This window comes from Streptomyces sp. NPDC050743, from assembly GCF_044456925.1.
Taxonomy (GTDB): Bacteria; Actinomycetota; Actinomycetes; order Streptomycetales; family Streptomycetaceae; genus Streptomyces.
In genome coordinates this window covers 1-4,189 of the sequence record NZ_JBITGJ010000252.1, presented here as the reverse complement: position 1 = coordinate 4,189, position 4,189 = coordinate 1, and the positions used below count along the sequence as shown (strand labels likewise).

Below are 4,189 nucleotides of genomic sequence, written 5' to 3'. Positions count from 1 at the left end.
ATACAACCCCACCCTCGATCGACAAACATGCCGATCATGGCAGGCCTGCACACTCACCATCACCGTTTCACGGATTTCCCAACGGAGTCCTGAAGACCCGGGGTTCCTCGCTAGATCACGCTGAAATCCCGGACGCACGCCCGGTGCGGCGTGCCCTGCCAGCCGGCGACGCCCCCTCGCCTACTGTGGCCGCGATCGCATGCCGCCACGCCTGCTGCGGACTGTCCCTAGTCGAGCTCGGTCAGGACGCAGGAGGGGCGGCGCGGGTGAGAGGTCCTCGGTCTCCGTACAGTGCGGCGTGCAGTGCGGCTGCGAGTTCGCGGGCCCGGGCTTCGCTGCGCACGCCGTGCATCATGAAGTAGATCGGTCCCGCGTAGGCGTCCAGGTCGACCTCACGGTTTTGGATCAGGCGGGTGATCGCGACCCGGATTGCATCGTTCACGGCTTCGTCGCCGGCGTGGCCGGAGCCGGCGGTAAGTGTGTCCGCCTTGACGGTCCACCGCTGACGCTTCTCGGATTCGATGGCGACGAATACGGCGTGCTGCGCCATGGCCTGCCGATATGCGGCATGGAAGGCGTCCGTGCCTGTGGCATCCGGGATGAGGTGGGCGGGGCAGGGAACCGGGAGGGGCTGCACGAGGGGCATTGTGCCAACTATCTACGAGGCATATGCACGCCTCGCTGATTAAAACCTTCGTGTTGCTTTGGACTGAACACTGCTCTGGAGCCAGTGGGGGCAAGTAGCACGCTGTGGATGTAAGAGGTTGTCGCACGTGGCAAGTTTCGCGAGCTTCTTGTAGCAGGTCGGGGCGGCGCCAGGCCGAGGAAGGCGAGGAAGTGCGAGCCCTTTCGTTCGTATCGGACGGTGAGGCGGCGGTAGGCGATGAGCCAGGCGATCGACCGTTCGATCTTCCAGCGGTGCCGACCGAGGCGTTCGCCGGACTCGATGCCGGGCCGCGCGATGCGCGCGACGAGCCCGCGCCGGCGCAGCCAGGCCAGGTGTTCGGCGGAGAAGTACGCCTTGTCCGCGCGGAGTTTGACGGTCGGCGCCGCCGTGGTCCCCGGCGGGACCGGACGGCGGGTATGCCGCGGATGAGCGGCTTGAGGGCGAGGCTGTCGTGCATGTTCGCGCCGGACACGGCGACGGCGAGCGGGATGCCCTGGGCATCGGACAGCACCTGCAGCTTGCTGCCCTTCTTGCCGCGATCTACCGGGTTCGGCACGGTCAGTGATCCCCCCCTTTTGGCATGAACGGAGGCCGCGTCGACGATCGCCGAGGTCCAGTCCACCTCGCCCCGGGCCCCGAGTTCACCCAGCACCGCCCGGTCCAGCCGAAGCCACAGGCCGGCCTCGGTCCATACCGTGAAGCGGCGATGCGCTGTGGCGGGCGACGTGCCGAACGTCGACGGCAGATGCCGCCAGGCACAGCCGCTGGTCAGCGCGTACACCACTGCCGTGAACACGGCCCGCTCGTCACACGGAGCGGTCCCACCACCTTGCGGACGAGCAGCGAACGACGGCAGCAACGGGTCGGCCAGCTCCCAGAGTTCATCAGGAACCAGACGCTTCGAGATCAGCACCCACGACCGGTATCATGTCGCACGAACATCAAGTCACGTGAGACAACCTCTAAGCCTTGATTGGTGCGGCCGACCTGGCGGCCTGCTCGATCTTCGCGCAGTAGGCCGCACGGGCTTCCTCGTCGATCTGCTTCTCGTGTTCGGGGCGCACCCCGGTCCGGCCGTCGAGGCCCTCGCGCAGGATATCGGCGTGCCCGGCATGCCGGTTGGACTCGCCGAGGACATGGACCATGACGGCGAACAGGTTCGTGTTGGGATAAGGCTCCGGCCACCACGGCACGTGGCCGGGGGCGTCGAGGGGAAGCTCGTTGATCGTCGCGTCCGAGTGTTCCCACGTGCGCCGGTAGAACCCGATGATCTGATCGCGGGTCTCGTCCTCGGTCGCCCACAGATCGCTGCCGTTGTAGTCCTGCCACCGGGGCAGCGGTTCCGGGGAAGGGCGGTCGAAGACCTCGCCGAAGTACCTGGCCTCGACGGTGGCCACGTGTTTGACCAGGCCGAGGAGGTTGGTCCCGGTTACTGTCAAAGGTCGGCGGGCGTCGTATTCGGACAAGCCGTCGAGTTTCCAGAGCAGCGCCTTGCGGTCCCGCCGCAGTCTCCCGTGCAGATGGTCTTTCGCGAATTCATCGATCATGCGGCATGAGCCTGCCATGGGCTGCTCGTGGTCTCAAGATCCCGTACGTGGTCCGCAACGACTGTCAGAGCCGAGGCCTGGCCATGGCCGCCGCCCTGACCTGCTACAAGAAACTCGCGAAACTTGCCACGTGAGAGAACCTCTAAGTGTCGGCTTCGGGATTCCTGACTGAGGACGCGGCGACGTTGAGGATTCATCGTGACTGGTGACCATCGCCCATAGGTTCGCCCCCGGTCCGCTGCTACTGGGGTTTTCTCAGTGAAGATCATTTCCAGTGCCCGTTGAGGACGAGTGCGGCCTGGGCTATGTCACCGGTTCTGCCGGGGCTGAGGGTGACGCGCTTGAGGGTTCGCCAGCGTTCCTTCAGTTCCGCCGCTGCCCGCTTGCCGCGCGCCGTCACGTGTCTGATCAGCGCATTCGTGGCGCGGGTTCCTCGGTCCAGGGCCGTCTCAATGCGGCCTTTGGGGCGGCGCACGGGCACGTGAATGCCGATGCCGACGCCCCGATGTAGCCCTTGTCGGCGAGCGTGGGAAGCCCGCCGGCGGCGGCCTTGCACAGCGCGGCCAGTACGTGAATCCGGGCCGCGGTGATGTCCGGGGTGAAACCCGGCCGACGTCGAAGACCCACAACCGGGTGCCGTCCGGCGCGGCCAGGAACTGAATGTTGCCGCCGAAGCTCTTGTGCTTCCGGGAGAACCACAGGTCGTTGCCGTTGTCCCGGACCCCGGCCAGCCGGTCCCAGGCGATCAGCGTGCCGTCCAGCACCACGGGTGTCGTCCCCTGGGCGCGGCAGACGTCCAACACCTCGTGCAGACCAGGAGTTTGGGCGGCTGCACACCGATGCCCTCATGGAGGTGGCGGTAGCCGGTGGCCTGCGAGATCCCGGCGTCCCGGGCCAGGCAGTGCACGCAGCCGTGTTCTCGGAACCAGCGCAGCACCAGTACCGCCTGGCGGAACCGGCCCAGGGCGCGAGAGCCCTTCGGCGTGCCGATCCCGCGCCGGTGGGCGGCCGGCAACCGGGCGAGGGACTCCACGATGTGGCGTGGGACGTCGAGCGCGGCCGCATCGGTGACCAACGTGAAGCCGCTGATTCGAGCGGACATGGTCTTGGCAGACCAGTCCTACCAGGGGCTTCACGCCTGGCTTCACGCCTGCCCGGCCTCGTGGCTCACCCGGAGATCATTTCGCTGGCGAAGCCTCAGTGGGTAAGAGCCACGCTGCGCTCAGCCCCAGGTCTTGCCGGCCGGTTCCTTGATGGTGCGGTTGATCCGGTTGAAGAAGTTGGTCAGCGCGACCTCCAGGTTGATCGCGCCGATCTGCCGACCCGGCCAAACTCGCGCTCATGGACCTGCCGACCCCGGTATGACTCCCTACCGGCGAGGGACGCGTATACGCGAAGTGGTCCACGCCTGATCCCGCAGAGACGTTGAACTTCCTGAAATTGAAACCCCTGATGTCGGCGATGGTGCTCCTGCGGCCGTCGCCGACATCACGTGGAGGCCGCCGGGATCGGTGTCAGTGGACCGGTTCGAGATGGTCGGCGCCCGGGCGCCCGGCGCTCAGGTGGGCGGTGAGGAAGCGGGCGGCGCGGTCGAGTGCGGCGTCCGCCTCGTCGAGGCGGCCGTAGTGGTGCTGGAAGACGTGGGGAAGGCCGGGGCCGACTTCGAGCGTGACCTCGACGCCGTCGGCGCCCGCGCGGCCGGCCAGCCGGACCGCGTCGTCGAGGAGCACCTCGTTCGCCCCGACCTGCACGAGGAGTGGGGGCAGTCCGGTGAGGTCGGCGAACACCGGACTGGCCAGGGGATGCGCCCTGTCGCCTGCACCGACGTAGAGATCGGCGTAGGCGCGCACGTCGGCCTCTTTGAAGGCTCCCCTCCCTGAAGGACTCCGTTGGGAAATCCGTGAAACGGCCGCGTGGGCGGTGCTTATGCGGCCAGGTCGAGCCGGGCCAGGTGTGTGGTTCGGGTCGGGCCGAG

4 protein-coding genes and 3 pseudogenes are annotated in these 4,189 nt (G+C 67.3%); 1 reads left to right on the top strand and 6 read right to left on the bottom strand.

Going from position 1 to position 4,189, the window contains the following annotated elements; translation table 11 throughout:
* Positions 1 to 241: 241 nt before the first annotated feature.
* The 3 genes and pseudogenes from ACIBJF_RS52430 to ACIBJF_RS52420 form a co-directional block, all read right to left on the bottom strand.
* The gene (locus ACIBJF_RS52430) at positions 242 to 550 is read right to left on the bottom strand and encodes a hypothetical protein (RefSeq protein WP_399184961.1); all 309 of its coding nucleotides are present in this window, start codon (positions 548 to 550) and stop codon (positions 242 to 244) included.
* Between the two features lie 222 nt (positions 551 to 772).
* Positions 773 to 1,580, bottom strand: a pseudogene (locus ACIBJF_RS52425) (IS5 family transposase); the annotation flags it as partial.
* A 49-nt stretch (positions 1,581 to 1,629) separates the two neighbouring features.
* On the bottom strand, positions 1,630 to 2,214 hold the full coding sequence (locus ACIBJF_RS52420; protein WP_399184960.1) for a DinB family protein: 585 nt from the start codon (positions 2,212 to 2,214) through the stop codon (positions 1,630 to 1,632).
* Positions 2,215 to 2,219: 5 nt separating this feature from the next.
* On the opposite strand from ACIBJF_RS52420, the gene ACIBJF_RS52415 reads away from it, so the two are divergent.
* Positions 2,220 to 2,348, top strand: coding sequence for a hypothetical protein (locus tag ACIBJF_RS52415; protein ID WP_399184959.1), 129 nt, complete (start codon positions 2,220 to 2,222; stop codon positions 2,346 to 2,348).
* Positions 2,349 to 2,479: 131 nt separating this feature from the next.
* On the opposite strand, the pseudogene ACIBJF_RS52410 reads toward ACIBJF_RS52415, so the two are convergent.
* From ACIBJF_RS52410 to ACIBJF_RS52400, 3 genes and pseudogenes are all read right to left on the bottom strand, one after another.
* Positions 2,480 to 3,289, bottom strand: a pseudogene (locus ACIBJF_RS52410) (transposase family protein).
* Positions 3,290 to 3,436: 147 nt separating this feature from the next.
* Positions 3,437 to 3,532, bottom strand: a pseudogene (locus ACIBJF_RS52405) (carboxymuconolactone decarboxylase family protein); the annotation flags it as partial.
* 196 nt (positions 3,533 to 3,728) lie between these two features.
* Positions 3,729 to 4,112 carry an alpha/beta hydrolase fold domain-containing protein gene (locus tag ACIBJF_RS52400; protein WP_399184962.1) on the bottom strand — a complete coding sequence of 128 codons (384 nt, stop codon included), beginning with the start codon at positions 4,110 to 4,112 and terminating at the stop codon, positions 3,729 to 3,731.
* Positions 4,113 to 4,189 lie beyond the last annotated feature (77 nt).

Coding starts and splice junctions, on each gene's coding strand:
- ACIBJF_RS52415 (WP_399184959.1), top strand. CDS start 2,220: ATGAGCCTGCCATGGGCTGCTCGTGGTCTCAAGATCCCGTACGTGGTC.
- ACIBJF_RS52420 (WP_399184960.1), bottom strand. CDS start 2,214: ATGATCGATGAATTCGCGAAAGACCATCTGCACGGGAGACTGCGGCGG.
- ACIBJF_RS52430 (WP_399184961.1), bottom strand. CDS start 550: ATGGCGCAGCACGCCGTATTCGTCGCCATCGAATCCGAGAAGCGTCAG.